This window comes from Parasulfitobacter algicola, from assembly GCF_013315265.1.
Taxonomy (GTDB): domain Bacteria; phylum Pseudomonadota; class Alphaproteobacteria; order Rhodobacterales; family Rhodobacteraceae; genus Parasulfitobacter; species Parasulfitobacter algicola.
On the sequence record NZ_JABUFE010000001.1, the window covers coordinates 705,204 to 722,551 of the forward strand.

Annotated in this window: 17 protein-coding genes; 10 read left to right on the plus strand and 7 right to left on the minus strand. The window is 50.3% G+C overall.

The features are described from left to right. The first annotated feature begins 19 nt into the window (after nucleotides 1-19). The 5 genes from HRQ87_RS03460 to HRQ87_RS03480 all read left to right on the plus strand — a co-directional run bounded on the left by HRQ87_RS03460 (nucleotide 20) and on the right by HRQ87_RS03480 (nucleotide 3,727). Nucleotides 20-688, plus strand: coding sequence for an ATP-binding cassette domain-containing protein (locus HRQ87_RS03460; RefSeq protein ID WP_174135389.1), 669 nt, complete (start codon nucleotides 20-22; stop codon nucleotides 686-688). Beyond that, on the plus strand, nucleotides 685-1,590 hold the full coding sequence (locus HRQ87_RS03465) for a cell division protein FtsX (RefSeq protein ID WP_174135216.1): 906 nt from the start codon (nucleotides 685-687) through the stop codon (nucleotides 1,588-1,590). The genes HRQ87_RS03460 and HRQ87_RS03465 overlap by 4 nt, the downstream gene beginning before the upstream one ends. Then, the gene (locus tag HRQ87_RS03470) at nucleotides 1,590-2,318 is read left to right on the plus strand and encodes a 1-acyl-sn-glycerol-3-phosphate acyltransferase (RefSeq protein WP_174135218.1); all 729 of its coding nucleotides are present in this window, start codon (nucleotides 1,590-1,592) and stop codon (nucleotides 2,316-2,318) included. Before HRQ87_RS03465 ends, HRQ87_RS03470 begins: the two co-directional genes overlap by 1 nt. Before the next feature lie 12 nt (nucleotides 2,319-2,330). Further along, nucleotides 2,331-2,936 (plus strand): pyridoxamine 5'-phosphate oxidase family protein, encoded by a 606-nt coding sequence (locus tag HRQ87_RS03475; RefSeq protein ID WP_174135219.1) that lies wholly within the window; start codon nucleotides 2,331-2,333, stop codon nucleotides 2,934-2,936. Between the two features lie 290 nt (nucleotides 2,937-3,226). After that, nucleotides 3,227-3,727 (plus strand): ClbS/DfsB family four-helix bundle protein, encoded by a 501-nt coding sequence (locus HRQ87_RS03480; protein WP_174135221.1) that lies wholly within the window; start codon nucleotides 3,227-3,229, stop codon nucleotides 3,725-3,727. Nucleotides 3,728-4,040: 313 nt separating this feature from the next. On the opposite strand, the gene recF is transcribed toward HRQ87_RS03480, so the two are convergent. From recF to HRQ87_RS03505, 5 genes are all read right to left on the minus strand, one after another. Further along, on the minus strand, nucleotides 4,041-5,129 hold the full coding sequence (gene recF, locus HRQ87_RS03485) for a DNA replication/repair protein RecF (protein ID WP_174135223.1): 1,089 nt from the start codon (nucleotides 5,127-5,129) through the stop codon (nucleotides 4,041-4,043). Between the two features lie 48 nt (nucleotides 5,130-5,177). After that, nucleotides 5,178-6,296 (minus strand): DNA polymerase III subunit beta, encoded by a 1,119-nt coding sequence (dnaN, locus tag HRQ87_RS03490; RefSeq protein ID WP_174135225.1) that lies wholly within the window; start codon nucleotides 6,294-6,296, stop codon nucleotides 5,178-5,180. A gap of 106 nt (nucleotides 6,297-6,402) precedes the next feature. Next, nucleotides 6,403-7,755 (minus strand): chromosomal replication initiator protein DnaA, encoded by a 1,353-nt coding sequence (gene dnaA, locus HRQ87_RS03495; RefSeq protein ID WP_174135227.1) that lies wholly within the window; start codon nucleotides 7,753-7,755, stop codon nucleotides 6,403-6,405. Nucleotides 7,756-8,324: 569 nt separating this feature from the next. Beyond that, complete coding sequence (rpsT, locus tag HRQ87_RS03500) at nucleotides 8,325-8,588, minus strand: 30S ribosomal protein S20 (RefSeq protein WP_174135229.1); 264 nt, start codon at nucleotides 8,586-8,588, stop codon at nucleotides 8,325-8,327. A 190-nt stretch (nucleotides 8,589-8,778) separates the two neighbouring features. After that, on the minus strand, nucleotides 8,779-9,270 hold the full coding sequence (locus HRQ87_RS03505) for a hypothetical protein (RefSeq protein WP_174135231.1): 492 nt from the start codon (nucleotides 9,268-9,270) through the stop codon (nucleotides 8,779-8,781). A gap of 244 nt (nucleotides 9,271-9,514) precedes the next feature. Here HRQ87_RS03505 and HRQ87_RS03510 point away from each other — a divergent pair, with 244 nt between their 5' ends. Beyond that, nucleotides 9,515-10,480: a KpsF/GutQ family sugar-phosphate isomerase gene (locus HRQ87_RS03510; RefSeq protein WP_174135233.1), complete on the plus strand. Its 966-nt coding sequence runs from the start codon at nucleotides 9,515-9,517 to the stop codon at nucleotides 10,478-10,480. On the opposite strand, the gene HRQ87_RS03515 is transcribed toward HRQ87_RS03510, so the two are convergent. After that, on the minus strand, nucleotides 10,477-11,490 hold the full coding sequence (locus HRQ87_RS03515; protein WP_174135234.1) for an SDR family NAD(P)-dependent oxidoreductase: 1,014 nt from the start codon (nucleotides 11,488-11,490) through the stop codon (nucleotides 10,477-10,479). The genes HRQ87_RS03510 and HRQ87_RS03515 overlap by 4 nt on opposite strands. Before the next feature lie 128 nt (nucleotides 11,491-11,618). On the opposite strand from HRQ87_RS03515, the gene HRQ87_RS03520 reads away from it, so the two are divergent. Both HRQ87_RS03520 and HRQ87_RS03525 read left to right on the plus strand, forming a co-directional pair. Beyond that, a complete protein-coding gene (locus HRQ87_RS03520) occupies nucleotides 11,619-12,923 on the plus strand; it encodes a UDP-glucose dehydrogenase family protein (RefSeq protein WP_174135236.1) in 1,305 nt (434 codons plus the stop codon). Between the two features lie 171 nt (nucleotides 12,924-13,094). After that, complete coding sequence (locus tag HRQ87_RS03525) at nucleotides 13,095-13,769, plus strand: sugar transferase (protein ID WP_174135238.1); 675 nt, start codon at nucleotides 13,095-13,097, stop codon at nucleotides 13,767-13,769. 3 nt (nucleotides 13,770-13,772) lie between these two features. Here the strand turns inward: HRQ87_RS03525 and HRQ87_RS03530 are convergent, their stop codons facing one another. Then, nucleotides 13,773-14,705, minus strand: coding sequence for a phage head spike fiber domain-containing protein (locus HRQ87_RS03530; RefSeq protein WP_174135240.1), 933 nt, complete (start codon nucleotides 14,703-14,705; stop codon nucleotides 13,773-13,775). A gap of 164 nt (nucleotides 14,706-14,869) precedes the next feature. Here HRQ87_RS03530 and HRQ87_RS03535 point away from each other — a divergent pair, with 164 nt between their 5' ends. Both HRQ87_RS03535 and HRQ87_RS20150 read left to right on the plus strand, forming a co-directional pair. Then, nucleotides 14,870-16,000 carry a glycosyltransferase gene (locus HRQ87_RS03535; protein ID WP_174135242.1) on the plus strand — a complete coding sequence of 377 codons (1,131 nt, stop codon included), beginning with the start codon at nucleotides 14,870-14,872 and terminating at the stop codon, nucleotides 15,998-16,000. After that, the gene (locus HRQ87_RS20150) at nucleotides 15,997-17,346 is read left to right on the plus strand and encodes an O-antigen ligase family protein (protein WP_246251652.1); all 1,350 of its coding nucleotides are present in this window, start codon (nucleotides 15,997-15,999) and stop codon (nucleotides 17,344-17,346) included. The genes HRQ87_RS03535 and HRQ87_RS20150 overlap by 4 nt, the downstream gene beginning before the upstream one ends. Nucleotides 17,347-17,348 lie beyond the last annotated feature (2 nt).

The following is a 17,348-nucleotide window of genomic DNA, read 5'->3' on the forward strand; positions in this document are numbered from 1 at the left end:
AATAGAACGGGATCAGAATGTGATCGAATTACAGGCAGCCAGCTACAGTTACGGCCATACGGCGCTTTTGTCGGATATGTCATTTTCTATTGAGCCGGGATCATTTCACTTTCTCACCGGTCCATCTGGCGCGGGTAAGTCCACGCTTTTGAAATTGCTTTATGCCGAATTGTTACCAAGCGAGGGCACTGTCAGCTTGTTTGGGCAAAGCGTGGATCAGATGAGCCGCGATCAGATCGCCTTTTTGCGCCGTCGGATTGGACTGGTGCATCAGAATTGTGATTTTCTGGATCATCTGAGCATGACCGAAAATATCTGCTTGCCCCTGACGGTCGCAGGGCAATCGGCGCGTGATGATTTGGATCAGCTATTGGCTTGGGTTGGCTTGACCCATCGGGCGGATGCTTTACCGCCGCAGTTGTCAGGGGGCGAACGGCAACGTGCTGCATTGGCGCGCGCTTTGATCCAAGCACCCGAGGTCGTTCTGGCCGATGAACCCACTGGAAACATCGATTGGGAGATGTCGCAAAGACTGCTGACCCTTTTGATAGAACTGAATAAAATGGGTACCACGGTCCTGATCGCAACGCATGACTTGAACCTGATCCGGCTTGCGAAATCAGAAATCGCGGTTCGTGTGCTAAGGATCAAAGACCGCCAGGTTCAATTCGCCGGGTCAGATTTATGAAATCTATATTCGCGGAAATACGTGGGTTACTGATCGGGGATACCCGCGCTGCTATGGTTGTACCGCCAACAGGGTTCACGGCTTATTTGACGATCTTCAGCACAGCCACGATGGCATTTCTTGGGATATTTGCGGTTGTGATGGCGCTTTCGGCAGGGCGTGTTGCCGACAGATGGGCACAGGAACTTGCCAAAAGCGCCACAGTCCTGGTCACAGCATCGCAAGACCAAATGCAGGACGCAGTTGCAGCGACTGTCCGGGTGCTGGAAACCACGGCCGGGGTCGGGTCCATACGCGTTTTAAGCGATGATGAGCAGCGTGATTTGCTGGTCCCTTGGTTTGGTCCTGATATGCCAGTTGATGTATTGCCTTTGCCGCAACTAATAGAAGTCATCCCCACTTCCGATGGTTTTGATCCTGAAGGCCTGCGGCTTAGACTTCAAGGAGAAGCACCGGATGCTATCCTGGATGATCATGGACGATGGCAGAAACCGTTGATCAGGGCTGCACAGAGGTTGCGGTTGTTCAGCCTGTTTTGTTTGTCCTTGATCGCAATAACAATCATTGCAGTGGTGACATTGGCGGCCAAGGCAGCATTGTCTGCCAACGCAAAAACAATTCATGTTTTACGGCTAGTGGGTGCGACGGATGAGTTCGTTGCCAAAGCCTTTGTCCGTCGCTTCACACTTCGTGCGATTGTGGGGGCGGCTGTTGGTGTCATAATGGGCATCATTGCAATCATGCTTTTATCTAACGCTGGCAAGGCCGCTGGTTTCCTGACAGATTTCGGATTGATGGGTATAAACTGGCTTTGGCCGCTAATTTTGCCGTTATTGTTTGGTTTGCTGGCCTTCTTTGCAACCCGCGCTGCGGCCTTGCGACTTTTACGGGAGTTAACTTAGTGAAGCATGCATTCCAATGGGTTCGATCAATCCTTTTTGTGACACAGATTTATATTATGATGCCTGTGATCGGATTGGCTTTTGCGCCAATTGCATTATTCACCCGTAAAGGCGCGTACGGGGCATGCAAAACGTATTCGCGTTGGGTTTTTTGGACGGCTAAATGGATGGTCGGTCTGCGTGTCGAAGTCCGCGGCACCCCCCCGGATTACGAGGCAATGGTGGCCGCCAAACATCAATCTTTTCTAGATATCATGATGATTTTCACGGCTATTCCGGCAGGAAAGTTCATCATGAAAAGGGAAATCCTTTGGACGCCGGTTATTGGTCAATATGCATACCGGCTTGAGTGCGTGCCGGTCGTGCGCAACAAGCGCGGCGCGGCCATCGAAAAAATGTTGGAGGAAGTTGAAGCGGGGCGCAAGCACCCAGGACAACTGATTATTTATTCCCAAGGTACACGACTGGCACCGGGTGTTAAGGCGCCTTATAAGATCGGAACAGGGCTTTTGTACGAACAAATGCAACAGCCATGCGTGCCTGTGGCCACAAATGTCGGCGTGTTCTGGCCACGAACAGGCATTTTTCGCAAACCTGGCTTGGCGGTTGTCGAATTTCTTGATCCAATACCGCCGGGAAAACCTCGCGAAGAGTTCATGGAAGAACTAGAGCGTGTCATCGAAGATGCCTCTGACAGGTTATTAGAAGAGGCCAAGCAATATACCTAACGGTGCGTGAAAATGGAATTTATCGCAACCATAGACGATCTTGAAAAGATCTATGGCACCCCGGTGCCCGCAGCGATGGTCAAGGTGGCCCACCAGTTGACGCCGTTATATCGCCGCTGGATTATGGCATCGCGATTTTGTGTGCTGACTACCGTGGGGCCTGATGGAACAGATGGCAGCCCGCGTGGTGACGATGGTCCGGTCGTGGTTGAGCTGGACGAAAAAACGCTGGCATTGCCCGATTGGCATGGAAATAACCGCATCGACAGCCTGCGTAACATCGTGCGGGATGGCCGCGTATCGCTTATGTTTATGGTACCAGGATCAAATAATGTGGTGCGCCTAAACGGCGAAGCACGATTGACGACGGATACATCGATGACCAGTCGTTTTGATCAAAACGGCCGAAATCCGCGTTCGGTCATTATCATTCGTATCCGCGAAATATATACGCAATGTGCCCGTGCCCTGATCCGTTCTGAATTATGGACCGGTCAGGACAAAAGCACAGATTTACCAACGGTCGGTCAAATTCTGGCTGAGATGAGCGATGGTGAAGTGGGCGGTCTAACCTATGACGATGATTGGGCGGAACGTGCTGCAAAGACAATGTGGTAGGCGCTAGTCTAAGATAAATGTAATCAGATATTCGATGTTGGGAACTTTTGGTTGAATGGAGCAGTTTTCGGAAGCTGATCAGTAAGCAGAGTCAGGTAATATTGGCCCATATGTCAAAGATTTCTGATCTAAACCGGTCATTTCCGCTTTTTCTGCCAAGATCATTTTGGTGCCAAGGAGCTGACATTTAATGCATCAGCTCCAATGTCCACTACCACTCCGCTACACAAGACCAAGCATCATTGACTCAAATCAAGGGACCGATCTTTTGATTCGTGTAGCATTGATCCATGCCAGCAGCGACGAACAAGACAGATTTGCTTGCCGTCTTTGATAAGGATTTGGCCAAGCTACGCAAGACGCTCGATGGCGTCGACGAAGCGCAGTCAGCTTTGTCGACGCTTGATGACGACACCACGATCAAAGGTGTCATCGCTCACCGCACCCACTGGATGGGTATGTTCCACGGCTGGTACGAAGACGGCATTGCGGGACGCGAGGTGCATGTGCCAGCCAAGGGCTACAAGTGGAACCAGCTCAAGGAGTACAATGCGCCGCTATATGCGAAAGGTGATAAGACCTCTTGGGGAGATCTGCTCTCGGAGTTTGAGGCCGCTTACGACAAACTGCGTCGTTTTATCGAGGCTCACGACGCTGTCTCGCTCTACACCAATGGCACGTACCCATGGACAGGCAAATGGACCCTAGGTCGGTTTGCCGAGGCTTCCGGTCCATCACATTTCCGGTCTGCCAACACCTACATCCGAAAGGTGCTACGCAGCGCCAGCTGAGGCTTGTTTCATTGGCCGCACCTCGTTGCGATACCAAGGAGGCTAGTTCCGCAATCATACTCGACCAGTTTTGCCTTGTGCACTAAAGGTTCCATTTGCTCAAACCACAGCAAAACCGCAAAGCCTGATCACAAAGGCGCTCACACACTCATCGTACCCACACTTTCTCCACTCGCAACACGTTGTTTCTAACAGAATCGGCGCAAAGAAGACATTCGTTGCGATTTGTATGAACGACAGCTATGCCGCTTTTCGAAAGTCGGTTCAGTTTGTGACGTGAAAGTAAATGCCATCTGACATTTCACATCAGAAGCTATGAAGCTTCTGGCAGGATTTTCAGATATGTCGCATGGTCACCTATGGCCTCAAACAGCTCAGGCTCTGTTCCTGTCATCCATGCCTGCGCCCCAAGCGTAATGATTTCATTATAAAGCGCTGCCCGGCGATCTTTATCCAAGTGGGCGGCGACTTCGTCCAACAGCAGGATCGGTGGCGCGCCGAATTCATCGGCCAAAGCGCGGGCATTTGCCAAAATCAAAGAAACTAACAAAGCCTTTTGTTCACCTGTTGAACAATCGCGCGCCTCAACGTTCTTAGCACGATATACTGCACCCATATCTGTACGATGAGGACCGATCAGGGTACGCCCGGCGGCCATATCGCGCATACGACTACCTTGCAGGGCCAATAGCAGGCTGTCTTCCTCTTCCGGGGCATCTGATGATCCAACCGGATGGGATAATGATAAATCTGCAGTTGGAAAGCTGGTTTCTGCCTCGTGTTGTGCGGCACTTAGCAATATCAATGTGTTTTGACGATTGGTATGGATCACGCTGCCAGCTTTGGCCATCTGTATTTCCAATGCGCTGTACCATGCAGGATCTTGTATCTGATCTTTCAAAAGACGGTTCCGTTCACGCATTGCTTTTTCATAGGTCAACGTGGCATCTGCATGGTTTGGTTCAAAACTAAGGGTCATACGATCCAGAAAGCGTCGCCTGCCTTCGGCCCCTTCGATCCACAACCGGTCCATTGATGGAATAAGCCATAGGACGCGGGCAATTCTGCCAAGCGCTGTTTGAGTTGCCGTTTTACCGTCGATCCGAACCTGTCTGGTGCTTCCATTCTCGCTCCAGGTTTGCAGCTCATGGGTTTGGTTCAGGCTTTGCAAGACAGCGCTGACTTTCCAGCCAAGCGCCTCGGGTCGGCGCGTCATGTCTTCGGCCGATGCACGTCGTAACCCCCGGCCGGGCGACAAAAGGGAAACGGCTTCAATCAGATTGGTTTTGCCTGCACCGTTGGGACCGTGGATCGCAATGGGACGTTCATCAAAAGACAGACGCAAAGATTTGTGCGACCGAAAATGGGACAGGGTTAATTCAGTTACGGCTAAGCCGGGCATTGTCTGCCCTTCATTTTTTCAAAAGCATCTGTGCCGCAGACGTATCTATTAAACGCGCATTGGCATCACAACATAGACGGCGGATTGGTCATTGCCTTCGCGCATCAATGTAGGGTCCGCCGCAGAGTTGAACATGAAAACAGCATTTTCACGGTCCACCTGGCTGGCAATTTCCAACAGGTATTTCGCATTAAAGCCAATTTCCAGACGTTCATCGCCATAAGCGACAGCCAGTTCTTCTTCGGCGGCACCGCTGTCAGGGGCATTGACGGACAAGACCAACCGATCTTCGTCCAGTGCCAGCTTAACCGCGCGGGATCGTTCTGACGATACGGTCGCCACGCGATCAACAGCCCTGGCAAAATCCGCGGCATCGACTTCCATTTTCCGTGTGTTGCCCTGCGGGATGACCCGGGTGTAATCTGGGAACGTTCCATCGATGACCTTGGACGTCAGAGTGATATCAGGGGTTGCAAATCGCACTTTGGTTTCGCTGACTGATACGGCAATCTGTACATCGTCATCATCCAAAAGCTTGCGCATTTCGCCCACTGTCTTACGCGGCACGATGACGCCGGGCATATCGCCTGCACCTTCGGGAAGATCAGCATCGATGCGCGCCAGACGGTGACCGTCGGTCGCCACGCACCGCAGAACCTTGCCACCATCAGCGTCGGATACATGCATATAAACGCCATTCAGGTAATAGCGTGTTTCTTCGGTCGAGATTGCGAATTTTGACTTATCAAACAGACGGCGCAAAACAGGCGCGGGCGCACTGAAGTTTGCGGAATATTCCGATGTTGCCATCACTGGGAAGTCTTCCTTAGGTAATGTCGCCAGTGAAAAGTTTGAACGCCCGGCTTCAACTGTTATGCGGCCAGCGGCACTGTCGTCTGTCAGCGACACCAAGGCGCCGTCAGGCAGTTTTCGCACAATCTCGTGCAGGGTGACAGCGGACACCGTCGTTGCACCGGCGCGTTCGACCTGTGCGGGCGCTTTGTCGACAACTTCAATGTCCAGATCCGTTGCGCGGAAACTTACGCTGTCATCAGCGGCTTCGATCAGAACGTTTGCTAATATTGGAATTGTATTCCGGCGTTCGACGACCGATTGTGCTTGGGCAACTGCTTTTAAAAGCGCGCCTCGTTCAATGCTGATTTTCATCCCTTGCTCCTGTCGTTGCCGGGAAGGCGAAACTACCCGTTTCCCCCACTGGCACAAGCCTTTTTTAAGAGACTGTCAATAAGAATTCTGGTGGCGTCAAGTGCGCTTACTCTTCCAGCGCCCGCCGCAACAGTTCAAGATCGTCTGCAATCTGGCTATCTGTTGTGATTAGTTCTTCAATTCGGCGAACACCGTGCATGATTGTCGTGTGATCACGGCCACCAAAACGCCGCCCGATTTCCGGCAAGGACCGTCGGGTCAGTTGCTTGCAAAGATACATCGCAACCTGTCGAGGCCGCGCAAAGGTTCTGACGCGTTTGGGACCAATCATATCAGACAGACGAATATTATAGTGTTCGCTGACTTTTCGCTGAATTTCTTCAACCGAAACCTTGCGATCACTGTCGCGCAACACATCAGCCAGACAATCCTGTGTCAGTTCCATCGTAACGGGTTTTCCAACCAGGGACGCAAAAGCGAAAAGACGGGTCAAGGCCCCTTCAAGAACACGGACGTTTTTTGAAATGCGATGTGCCAAAAATTCCAGAACACCATGATTTAATTCAATATTTGGGTATTGATCACGATACTGCATAACTTTCGATTGCAAGATGCCAAGACGCAATTCGTAATCTGTGGGATGCAGATCAACAACCAATCCACACTGCATACGTGATCTGATCCGATCTTCCAGATCCTTGATTTCGCCAGGCGCACGATCAGCAGATATGATGATCTGTTTGTTAGCACTGACCAAGGCATTGAACGTATGAAAGAATTCTTCTTGCGTTGAATCCTTGCCTGCAATGAATTGAACATCATCGACCATCAATACATCGACTGACCGGAAAAGTTCTTTGAAATCCATCATCTTGTTGACACGCAAGGCTTGAATAAACCTGTACATGAATTGTTCAGCCGACAGATAAAGCACGTTCAGTTCCGGCCTGCGGGTCTGCAGTTCGTGCGCGATTGCGTGCATCAGGTGGGTTTTGCCCAAACCAACACCACCATACAGAAACAGTGGGTTAAAGGTGACTGGGCCACCTTCGGCCACGCGTTTGGACGCCGCATGGGCCAATTCATTTGGCTTGCCAACGACAAAGCCATCAAACGTATAGCGCGCATCCAATGGCGCGCCGGTCAACTCATCACTGCCTTGGGCTGACGCATGTGTGCGTGCAACTGCAGGCTTGACGGCGGGTCGTGTGGTTGAATTTGCGGCCACCTGAAACGCAATGCGGTTTACTTCGGCACCACTCATCTTAAGCTGAAATTTAATCTGATCGCCAAAATTCTGCGAAACATAGTTGCCCATAAAGCTGGTCGGAACTGTGAATGTTGCAACACCGTCTGACAGGTCGTGAAACTCAAGCGGTTCAATCCATGTCGTGTAATTATTCTTGCCAACGGTGTTGATCAATTCTTTGCGGACTTGTCCCCATGTCTCGTTTGTCATTTTTATTTGACCCATTCATTTTATCCACGCCTTGAGCAGGCCATCGCCCACCCCAGAGTTATGCGCACCAATACACAACCCTACTCCCACATGATTCCATGGCCGTGCCCAATGAACAGCAATAAAATTACTGCACAATGAGGGTCGATAGGACAAAACAAACAGGACGCCAAAAACGAATTGGCGTGACCATTGTTTCATCATTCTACGACCTGGACATAAGGTCATGCGTTGGATCAAACTGACCAACCCTCCAACGTGCAATGTGCCAAGATCGTATAAGATCAAGACACGATACACGAATTATGGATCATTCCGGCCTTTGATAGCTGCAAGGCTGTCGCACAATGGCGCATAAACCGGAATTTGACCTTGTCCCCCCAGACAATGTGAATCGTGAGTATGTTGTTAGCGTGTTGAAACATGGTCTTTCAACTCATCTTCACGCTTGACTCACTCTTTTGTAAAAAGAATCTGTTTGGGTGTTTTTTATTGCATCACTCAGGGCCTGAAATGGCAAAAGGGCGCTTAGTGAGCGCCCTTCAGATAAGTTCAATTTTTAGATTGTATCAAGCGATCGCTTTGACGCGCGCCGATAGACGTGACATTTTACGTGCCACTGTATTTTTGTGATAAATACCTTTTGTCACGCCGCGCATCAGTTCTGGCTGAGCTGCACGAAGTGCTGTCGATGCGGCATCTTTATCGCCAGTCTCAATTGCTTCTTCTACCTTGCGCAAAAAGGTACGAATGCGCGAACGACGCGCTTTATTGATTTGAAAGCGTGTCTCGTTCTGACGCGCGCGCTTTTTAGCCTGAGGCGAATTTGCCATGTCTCGTCGTTCCCTTGAGGGTTCGGTTAAATCTGAAGTCGCGTCATTAGACCCGAGTCGGTTTCAAGTCAACAGCAGATGAAGGTGTTCGTGGCGTTATTTAACGAAAAGACCTGAAACCCAGTCAGAATCCCATTTTTGTCTGACGAGTTTCAGATCTAACTGAATTAGATCACTTACGAGCGACCATTTACAAACATTCTGCGATACCAAGTTCAATCAGACGTTTGCCACTGATTTCATAAAACCCCATGGTGATGCTGCGCCCTGTCCGAAGATACCATTTTCGCAAAGGTTCGGGGTATTGATCGGCCATGATGTTGGACCATTTTTGAAATTCAGCCGGTGTCAAACCGACGCCATAGATTGCAGACCGTGGCCCGTGAAAACCAAAAGTCGTCTTGCGGCTGATACATGTGTTGGGAAGACCCAGATACATTGTGCAGGCTGACATACAGTACTTTCCGCGGATTTCCACGGGCTGTCTTGATTGCTTCAAGCGCTGCAAGACGCGCAGCCTGTCTGCTAGATTACCGCCAGGGTCGTCCTTGACAATAATCTGTCCATCAGCGCCCTGATAGGTTTGCGCGTCAACGGGTAAGACCCAAAAACTTATCACACAAAACACAGCCAGCCAGCACAAATTGCGCCCAGTGGCCGCGCCAATCCAACGCTTTTTCATATGCCACCCCCGTGACGATGTATCTGCGACCCCGAAGGACACTGCAGGCAAGCCCACCTTGCCGTGTGGTAGTTAAACACCATCAGAGTTGAACAAATGATTATAAATGCCAGATGGTATCGTTCTGATTTTATGTGCTTTTTCAACGTTTTCGAATTGAATTGAAAATGTCGGCTGCTGGACTCGAAATCGGTTCTTGGTTAATGCGACGCAACTGTATGATATTACATGAAGGATCTGCGATATGGTATCTTCACCCAAGGCGATCAAAGCTTCGGCCTATAAGACAATTCAGACCGAAGCACAGGCGTTGTTGCAGATGGCTGATGAAAATCTGGATAATTTGCCAGCGGCTGTTGATCTGATTTTGCAGGCCAAAGGTCGGGTTATTCTGTCTGGTATGGGCAAATCGGGGCATGTGGCACGCAAAATTGCGGCGACGCTGGCCAGCACGGGCACGCCTGCTCAATACGTTCACCCAGGCGAAGCAAGCCATGGTGATCTTGGAATGATCACAGCTCAGGACGTTATCATTGTGCTCTCAAACTCGGGCGAAACGACCGAACTGGTTGATCTGATTACCTATGCCAAACGGTTCGCTATTCCGATGATCGCAGTGACCAAAGTGTCTGACAGTACGTTGGGGCGTCAGGCTGACGTGGTGCTTCTGTTGCCTGATGCGCCAGAGGCTTGTTTGATCGGCAAGGCGCCCACGACATCCACCACATGTTCGCTGGCTTTGGGCGATGCACTGGCAATCGCTTTGATGGACCACCGTGGTTTTAAGGAAGATGGGTTTTTGTCGTTCCACCCGGGCGGCAAGCTGGGGGCACAATTATTGACCGTAAGCGCCTTGATGCACAGCGGCGATGATCTGCCACGTGTTGCGCCGGATTGGGCGATGGGGGATGTATTGGTTGAAATGACTGCAAAGGGTTTTGGTATTGCGGCTGTTGTCGATCAGAATAATCTGCTGACCGGTATTGTCACAGACGGGGATTTACGCAGAAATCTTGAAAATTTGATGCAGTTGACTGCCAAGGATGTGGCAACGCCGAACCCGCGAACAATTGACAAAGACGCATTGGCGTCTGAGGCGCTTGGCATCATGAACAGCCAGAATATCACAGCTCTTCTTGTATCAGACACTAAGGGCTATTTGACCGGTCTTGTTCGCATACATGACTGTCTGCGCGCAGGTGTGGCTTAGACCTGATAATAATCGCGGTACCATTCAACAAACGCTGTGACGCCATCGGACAAGCTGGTTTGCGGCGTATAGCTTGTCAGGCTTTGTAAAAGCGTCGCATCAGCCCACGTTGCAGGAACATCACCGGGTTGCATGGGAAGCAGGTTCTGAATGGCAGTGCGCCCGGTCGCGGTTTCGATCGCTTTTATGAAATCCAGCAATTGAACGGGTTCTGAATTACCAATGTTTACGACGCGGAACGGGGCGACCGAGGACAGGCTGTCGGTTTCATCGTTCGGTGCGTCTTTTGTTGGGCGGACCGGTGCCGTATCGACAAGCAACCTGATTGCATTGACCAAATCAGTGACATAGGTGAAATCCCGGCGCATGTCGCCCTGATTATAGACGTCAATCGGATCGCCATTCAAAATCGCTTTGGTGAATTTAAACAAGGCCATATCGGGGCGACCCCATGGACCATAGACCGTAAAGAAACGGAACATGGTGATCGGCAAATCATAAAGATGGGCATAGGAATGGGCCATCGCTTCGTTGGCTTTTTTAGTGGCAGCATAAAACGACATCTGCGTGTCCGCCTTGTCGGTTTCGCCGTAAGGCATTTCGGTATTTGCGCCATAAACTGATGACGTGGATGCCATAAGCATGTGAGTTGGCGGAAACGCACGCGCGGCCTCAAGTAGTTCAAATGTGCCGACAAGATTGGCCTGAAGATAGGATCGGGGTTCATCAATTGAATATCGAACACCCGCTTGAGCGGCCAAATGAATGACAACATCAGGTTTGTGGGTTTCAAACAATTCCATCAAGCAGTCGGGCTCTTCCAATCGACGGGTGTCTGCGGAAAAACCGGATGATTGCAGCAACATCTGATGCCGCCGTTCTTTCAGCGTGACGTCATAATAGTCGACCATCGCATCAAGACCCACAACGCGGAACCCATCAGCCAAAAGCCGCTTGCAGCAATGATATCCAATGAAGCCGGCAGACCCGGTAACAAGTGCGGTTTTCATAGCGTCCTTTCCACGATATTTGCCGTTTCATAGCTGGCTAATGCACCCGATGACCAGACCCAAGCGGTTGACTTGATTTTACCAAAGCGTCATGTGCAGTTTCCAGATATGGATGAAAGGGTTGGAAAATGCGCATTGCTATGATCGGAACCGGGTATGTTGGTCTTGTCTCGGGCGTCTGTTTTTCTGACTTTGGACATGACGTGGTCTGCGTGGATAAAAACCCCGAAAAGATCGAAAAGCTGAAAAAGGGTGAAGTTCCGATTTACGAACCCGGTCTGGATCAGCTGATGGCAAAAAATGTCGAAGCGGGACGGTTGTCTTTCACCCTTGATCTGCAAGAGGCGATGGAAGGGGCCGAGGCTGTCTTTATTGCGGTTGGAACGCCAACACGCCGGGGTGATGGGCATGCGGATTTGACCTATGTCTATGCCGCAGCTGAAGAAATTGCACATAACATCAAAGATTATGCCGTGGTTGTGACAAAATCGACTGTCCCAGTTGGGACAAACCGCGAGGTTGAACGCGTTATTCGCCAGACAAACGCCAATGCTGATTTCGATGTGGCCTCAAACCCAGAGTTTTTGCGCGAAGGTGCGGCGATTGATGATTTCATGCGCCCGGATCGTGTTGTTGTCGGGGTACAGACTGACCGCGCCGCCGATGTCATGTCTGAGATTTACCGCCCACTGTTCCTGCGCGATTTTCCCATTGTAAGAACCGATCTGGAAAGCGCCGAGATGATCAAATACGCAGCAAACGCGTTTCTGGCGACCAAGATCACCTTTATCAATGAAATTGCAGCACTGTGCGAACGCGTGGGCGCGGATGTCAAAGAGGTCTCAAGAGGCATCGGGCTGGACGGCCGGATCGGGAATAAATTCTTGCATGCCGGCCCCGGTTATGGTGGGTCATGCTTTCCCAAAGATACCAAAGCTTTGGCGCGCATTGGTCAGGATCACGCCTGCCCGATGGAAATTACCGAGACCGTGATTGCAGTTAACGAAGCGGTCAAACGCCGTATGGTCGACAAGCTTTTGGATCTTTGTGATGGGTCGTTCAACGGCAAGAAAATCGCCGTATTGGGCGTGACATTCAAACCCAACACCGATGACATGCGCGACGCACCGTCCTTGACAATTGTACCAGCTTTGGTCGGTGGCGGTGCGCATGTGTCTGTTGTTGATCCGCAAGGCAAACATGAAGGCGAAGCATTATTGCCCGGTGTGACATGGATTGAAGATGCCTATGACGCAGCACAAGGCACAGATTTGGTAGTCTTGCTGACAGAATGGAACGAATTCCGCGCACTTGATCTGAAACGCATTGCCAGCAATATGGCGCACCCGAGGTTGGCGGATTTGCGCAATATTTATTCCGATGATGACGCAGAAAAAGCGGGATTCGAACAGTATTCCGCTGTTGGTCGTTAAATCATTTAACAAGCTTCGTATTGCAATACACGCTATGATTGAAGGTTAATTTTATAACGCGCTGTTATGAAAAGATTTTTAAATATGTGACCCAAGGACAGCCGCATTTAACTAAAAATTGAGACTTGTTCGAGCAAATCGTCCCAAGAGCGACAACGGACGAGGCGCGCGATGAAAGATGTTTTATCAAATGTAAATCTCGAAACTGCGGCCATGCCTTTTCCAGTACGCGGTGTCTATATCGGTGCACGTAAGCGAGCACTGGATATCACTCTGGCGATTGTCATTCTGCCCGCCATCATTCCAATTCTTATTTTGCTTTGGGCCATCACGCGGCTTGACGGTGCGCCCGGATTTTATGGACAGGACCGTGTTGGCCTGGACGGGCGGCGGTTCAAGTGTTGGAAACTGCGAACAATGGTCGTGGATGCAGAACAGGTTTTACAGGGCCTGTGTTCGGAAAACCCTGATATTGCTGCCGAATGGAATACGCATCAAAAGCTGTCGTATGATCCCAGGATCACTTGGATTGGGCGCTTTTTGCGTGCCACTAGTCTGGATGAACTGCCACAAATCTGGAACGTATTACGCGGCGACATGAGTTTTGTTGGCCCGCGCCCTTTCACGACAGATCAGGAAGAGCTTTATATCGCGGCGGGCGGGCGGGCCTATTTCAAAATGCGGCCCGGCATTTCAGGCCCTTGGCAGGTTGAGGGGCGAAACGAAACCACGTTTCTGGGCCGGATCAAATATGACAATCGGTATTATGAACAGGTTTCGCTTGGCTATGATTTGGCATTGCTTTTTAAAACAGTGGTCGTTGTTCTGAAAAGCACAGGAAGATGATGCTTAAAGTGCCGTCAGTGCAATCTGTTTCACAGTGTTCTGTGTCATGTTTGGCCAATACCCATCTGCGATGGATTGCGCCTGAAGCAGCTCTTGGCTGTTATCACCATACGTAATTAGAACATCATGCAGACCTGTTACCCCCACAATACCGACTTGATCTGCCGCCCGAATGGTCGCGGCATTCGTCGACAGAATAAAGCTGCTGGCGTCGGACGCTGGTTCCATCTGCATGCCCAGAAGTATCACGTCTTCCCCAGCGGTTTTAGAGTCTGGTCCAAACCCAATATTGAACGACCCGCTGAAATTAGGCGTGTAAAGGAGCGTGCAACGATAGGTCAGCCCGTCAGACAGCAGTGTTTCCGTCAGTTGCGAAACTGGGCCCGCAGAGGCATTTTCTGCGGCAAGCATACCAATGCTGCCCGAAATCGAACTGGCCGCACCGGATGTGCCGTCTTTCAACGTTACTGCTGCCATGCCGGAACTGCCTGCGCGATACAGCATTGTCACCGCATAAACCTGATTGGCGATCAATGTGGCATGATCCAGAATGCGGTGCCAGTTCTGACCGCCCGATATGACCGATACACCCGGAAAATACCCCAATGCATCAAGCGTCAGATCTGTCACAGTGGCACCACTGCGCGACCAATCGTTGCGCGTGGCAATGGCATGGGGCAAAATATTGGTGCGTTCGTTTTCGACCAGCAACCCAACAGATTGCGCGATGATAGGATCAAAAGAAAAACGTGGTACGTCATTGGCGACATTGCTCATATGTCCTGCAATATCGAATTGCGTGGCCGGACTGTTACGCGAATAGCTAATACCATTGGGCAGTGTCCCGGATGTAAAGTTAAATACGCGGGCCATGGCGCCTTTTACAGTGCCAATCGTACTTGCCGAACCGATGCTGAAACCAATTGCAAACATCATTTCACCTCAGCGATGACAGGGTGGGGTTTACGGAATGATGGAACGCGCATTTTTCGGGTCTCCTTTGGGCATGCCGTGCTGTCACGGTGCATCAATGTTTCATCAATACCTATGCGCGGTTCGTTAACAGAGACTTGGACCACCGTACGCAACGGGTGGCATGCATGAACGACAAGAAAATTCACTTTTATATTCCGGCTTTTAACGGTGGTGGGGCTGAAAATGCGATCATCAGGCTTTTGAATTACTGGCATGATGCCGGACGATCTGTTGCGCTGATTGTTAATCAAATGACAGGTCCTTTGATCGGGCGGTTGAACCCGAAGGTACCAGTGTATGTGTTAGGATCATCACACAGCCTTGCCAATATCCCACGCCTTACCCGCCACTTACGCAACCACCGTCCTGACCTATTGGTGACAGCTTTGCTAAGTCCGAATGTGGCTGGCGTTATAGCGTCTCGGATTTCTGGATCGCACTGCCCTGTCGTATGCCTTGTGCGAAATCACACGTCACAAGAATTGCGGGAGCATTCTTTTGTGCGACATGTCATCATCAAGCCTTTGTTAAGCTATAGCTATGCGCGCGCTGCTGCGATTGGATGTGTGTCGCGCGATGTCTCACAGGATATGTCTGAACTTTTCGGTATCGATCAAAAGCGCCTATTCAATACGTATAACCCAGTCCCAGACAGCTGTTTTGAAGCTGCCACCCGGCCCGCTGATATGCCTGACGATGGTGATCCGGTTTTTCTAGCCATTGGTCGATTGGTTAGGCAAAAAGACTATCCCACGATGATCACTGCCTTTGCCAAATTGCAAAAGAAACATCGCAGCCATCTGGTGATTTTGGGCGAAGGTCCAGAGCGTCATACAATTCAAACCATGGTGCAAAAGCAGTATATCGCAGATCGCGTTCATCTTTTGGGATATCGGCAATCGCCACAGGATTATCTTTGTCATTGTGACGGGTTTTTGCTGTTCTCCCTGTTCGAAGGGTTTCCAAATGTTATTGTTGAGGCACTTGCAGCAGGTGCCAGCATCGTTGCCACCGATGCCCCGGGGGGAACGTCTGATATTCTGGCAGATGGGACATTCGGGCATCTTATTCCCTTGCGTGACGCGAATGCAGCGGCCAATGCCATGGCGAATGTTTTGCAAAATCCGTTGACAAGGCATCAGCAAATTCACAGGGCGATGGATTTCAGTTTACCGACAGTGGCAGATCGATATGATCAATTGTTCCAATTGGCCTTTGATAAAACGGATCGCGTGCAGGAGCTTGTACCCGCATGACGGAGCGGTTTCACCTGCAAGATCCTTTAGCATTTAGATCGCGCCCTTTTTCCTATGTTTTTGTGGTTCTGGGCATCGCGCTTTATTCCAATAGCCTTGACCGGATGTTATCGGGCAATCCATCGCATTATGGCATTGTCACATCATCATTGATGGTTCAGTTGATATCGGTCGCATTTCTTGGACTATCAGCCCTTGTTTTGATGTATAAACCCAAGATAGGGCGCCCTGAAGTTGGGACAATTTCCATAGTTTGCCTGACGGTATGGATGGCCCTTTCGCTGCTGTGGACAAGCGATCCTGCGCATAGTTTTCAAAAAACGATAAGCCATCTGGGAATCGTTCTATTTGCTTTTGCAACGCTCAAGATATTGACAGCCGAAGGTGTTTTTCGCGCGCTGGTCGGGTCAGCGATGATCTTTATTTTCTTACAACTTATGCTGATGCTTCTGGTGCCTATGTATGCTTTTCACAATGCATGGGATTTCGGTGTCGGCGAACATGCTGGGCGTTTCCGAGGGTCATTTTATCATAAGAATGAGACTGCCAGAATATTGGGGTTGGCTTTGCTGGTGTTACTGACTGGCCATGAGTTGATTGGAAAAAAATGGCTTTGGTGGATGTGCGTTATCGCAGGAACGACGATGCTGTTTATGTCGGCGTCGGCAAAGTTGTTTATGGCGTTACCCGCTGTGGGTATGTTTTTTTTATGTCTGAAATGGCGTGTTGGGTGGGGCGTGAAAATCGTGTCAGCGGCCTATGTGGCGCTTATTGGTGCTGTGTTATTCCAAGTGTTGGATGGCTTGATTTTAATCGAACATCTGGTTGGATTGACCGGGCGTGATTTGTCTTTATCAGGCCGTGATGCAATTTGGGCTGTGGGATGGCCCTTGGTGGCTGACAGTCCTTGGCTGGGCCACGGATATGATGTCGGTTGGACGCAATCTGCCAAAGATGCGCTTTATATGATTAAAGGTCCGAGTGCAGTCGTGAACCATGCGCACAATGGATACTTACAAACACTCTTGGATCTTGGGCTTGTGGGTTTGATTTTGGTGCTAATTGCCCCTTTTAAGATGATGGTCCAATGTATGAATAATCAGCTTGATAATCCGCGTTCGAACAGCGTGGCACTTATTGTATCATATGTATTGGTTCTGAATGTCACGGGCAGTTATCTAACGCAGAACGGCGATTTGTTCATGTGTTTGATGATTTGGTCACTGGCTTTCCTGCAGGGTGTTCAGAAAGACAATCGTGGTAAACCCGCGCTGTTTTTTCGGCGATCAGATCCCAATCGTATTTTGACAGTTGGGCAGACCAATCTATTACGGCGCGCGGTTTAGAA

Bases quoted from the DNA above. Each gene is read 5' to 3' on its own strand.
- HRQ87_RS03465 (WP_174135216.1), top strand. From the start codon at position 685: ATGAAATCTATATTCGCGGAAATACGTGGGTTACTGATCGGGGATACC.
- HRQ87_RS03520 (WP_174135236.1), top strand. From the start codon at position 11,619: ATGCGCATTGCTATGATCGGAACCGGGTATGTTGGTCTTGTCTCGGGC.
- HRQ87_RS03505 (WP_174135231.1), bottom strand. From the start codon at position 9,270: ATGAAAAAGCGTTGGATTGGCGCGGCCACTGGGCGCAATTTGTGCTGG.
- HRQ87_RS03525 (WP_174135238.1), top strand. From the start codon at position 13,095: ATGAAAGATGTTTTATCAAATGTAAATCTCGAAACTGCGGCCATGCCT.
- HRQ87_RS03510 (WP_174135233.1), top strand. From the start codon at position 9,515: ATGGTATCTTCACCCAAGGCGATCAAAGCTTCGGCCTATAAGACAATT.
- HRQ87_RS03515 (WP_174135234.1), bottom strand. From the start codon at position 11,490: ATGAAAACCGCACTTGTTACCGGGTCTGCCGGCTTCATTGGATATCAT.
- rpsT (WP_174135229.1), bottom strand. From the start codon at position 8,588: ATGGCAAATTCGCCTCAGGCTAAAAAGCGCGCGCGTCAGAACGAGACA.
- HRQ87_RS03535 (WP_174135242.1), top strand. From the start codon at position 14,870: ATGAACGACAAGAAAATTCACTTTTATATTCCGGCTTTTAACGGTGGT.
- HRQ87_RS03480 (WP_174135221.1), top strand. From the start codon at position 3,227: ATGCCAGCAGCGACGAACAAGACAGATTTGCTTGCCGTCTTTGATAAG.
- HRQ87_RS03530 (WP_174135240.1), bottom strand. From the start codon at position 14,705: ATGATGTTTGCAATTGGTTTCAGCATCGGTTCGGCAAGTACGATTGGC.
- HRQ87_RS03475 (WP_174135219.1), top strand. From the start codon at position 2,331: ATGGAATTTATCGCAACCATAGACGATCTTGAAAAGATCTATGGCACC.
- dnaN (WP_174135225.1), bottom strand. From the start codon at position 6,296: ATGAAAATCAGCATTGAACGAGGCGCGCTTTTAAAAGCAGTTGCCCAA.
- recF (WP_174135223.1), bottom strand. From the start codon at position 5,129: ATGCCCGGCTTAGCCGTAACTGAATTAACCCTGTCCCATTTTCGGTCG.
- dnaA (WP_174135227.1), bottom strand. From the start codon at position 7,755: ATGACAAACGAGACATGGGGACAAGTCCGCAAAGAATTGATCAACACC.
- HRQ87_RS20150 (WP_246251652.1), top strand. From the start codon at position 15,997: ATGACGGAGCGGTTTCACCTGCAAGATCCTTTAGCATTTAGATCGCGC.